This window comes from Okeania sp. SIO2F4 (assembly GCF_010672385.1).
Lineage (GTDB): Bacteria > Cyanobacteriota > Cyanobacteriia > Cyanobacteriales > Microcoleaceae > Trichodesmium.
On the sequence record NZ_JAAHGT010001305.1, the window covers coordinates 1 to 1,850 of the forward strand.

2 protein-coding genes are annotated in these 1,850 nt (G+C 35.2%); both read left to right on the plus strand.

Annotated features, from left to right (window positions below; translation table 11 throughout):
• Positions 1 to 183 (plus strand): hypothetical protein (locus F6K22_RS39900; protein WP_293110604.1); only part of this gene is annotated, 183 nt, incomplete at its 5' end.
• Between the two features lie 296 nt (positions 184 to 479).
• Positions 480 to 1,346, plus strand: coding sequence for a hypothetical protein (locus tag F6K22_RS39905; protein WP_293110606.1), 867 nt, complete (start codon positions 480 to 482; stop codon positions 1,344 to 1,346).
• Positions 1,347 to 1,850: the final 504 nt, after the last annotated feature.

Here is a 1,850-nt window from a genome sequence, read left to right on the forward strand (position 1 = left end):
TATTATCTAGGATATGCAGGTACAGATAGTCAGGTTTATGATAATCATAATCATGCAGTTGGTTGGGTAGACAATAATGGCAATGTTTATAATAATGGAGACATTCAAGTCTCCCATACTAATAAAGGAGTAGTTGGTGCTGCTGCCTATTTATTATGTTCCTATTATGGAGGTGCAAATTAATTTTTTGGAAGGAAGAAGTAAGAAGTAAGAAGAAGGAAGGAGGAAGGAGGAAGGAGGAAGGAGGAAGGAGGAAGAAAAAAAATAACTTAATTCAACCTCAAATATTTGTGGGAGTTTGGAAGTTTTGGAGAGTAGAGAAATTTTTACCTAGATAATTTAGGTTAGGTTGAGGAATCTTGAGTGGAGGCGATCTCCTAGATAAACCTAACATTAGAAAAGTAATCTCTCAGAAACTAAGGTTGCTTCAAGGTACTTTCAATAATAATCAGAAATTATGCGGAAATATTCCCCTGTCAATGACAGATAATGTAGGTTGGGTTGACACAGGAAACCCAACATTTCTTAAACTTTTTGAACCTACTAAAAATTTCAATAATAATCAGAAATTATGCGGAAATATTCCTCCAGATAATGTAGGTTTAGTTGACGTAGGAAACCGAGCATTTATCAAACTTTTTGAACCTACTGAAAATTTCCAATTACAGGAGAAAAAAATTATGGTTTTACCTTTACTTCCCGCAGTTGTTGGCGGAGGTATCATGGCATGGAATGGAATAGTAAATGCTTTTAATAGTGCCTCCGGTAGAACCATGCAAAAAAATTTAGAAGGGCAACGACTTGTTCATCAAAAAGATTTACAAGAAAAACAAATAGCTGCTCAACTTCAAACAGAATATATGCGTACTATGTCTCAGATTAAGTTGCAGCAAAATAATCAGGCATTCCAACTTGACTTGCAACGAAATAATCAAGAATTTCAGGTAGCAATAGAATCTCAACGTCTTGCTGCTCAAGTAAGGTTACAACAAAATAATCAAGCATTTCAAAGAGACTTAGAAACTGAACGTTTTGCTCATCAAAATGATTTACAAGAAAAACAAATAGCTGTTCAGTTTGAAATTGAATATATGCGCACTAAGTCTCAGATTAAGTTGCAGCAAAATAATCAAAAGTTTCAGCTAGACTTACAGGAGAATAATCAAGAATTTCAACGCGAATTAGAAATCGCCCGTCAAAAGTTTCAAGCTAAAATCGTCGCATACCAATGCCAAGAAAATCGGAAACTTCAAGAATTTATCAAGGCAGTGGATATGCAAATAGCTAAAAGTAATCAAGAGTTTCAAGCATGGCTATTTCAACAACAAAAACAACTCCAAATCTAACTTGTTCAATACAACCGAGAAACTCAATTTCTTATGGCGGCATATCAACGAGAAGCTGCTCAAGAAATGAAAGAGTTAGATGACTGACCTATCAAAAATTATCCTTGGCATATCCTCGAATATCATCAAGGCAGAAATCCAATTCCCGTACAAATAATTCTCGCACCACCAGAAATAGACTTTGACCGTTTTGAACATCTCAATAAAACTTCCACCTCCACATTTCCTAAAGTAGAAAAACATCTTTCCCAGTGCTTAAAAAATTTCCTACAAAAACACTATCCCCTAGAAAATCAAGAACGACCAACAGAACTAATAAACCACACTTGGGATAGTAACCGTTTTGCTGGAGGTAGTGCAGTTAAAGCCATATTTAGTCGCTTAAAATCTGAACCAATACTATTATAGCATTTCCCATAGTCATAAGGTACACTAAGAGAAATAATTTTTTATGGGGATTGCTGACGCAAAGCTCCGTTAACGCGTTAACTTATGAAACCTTAT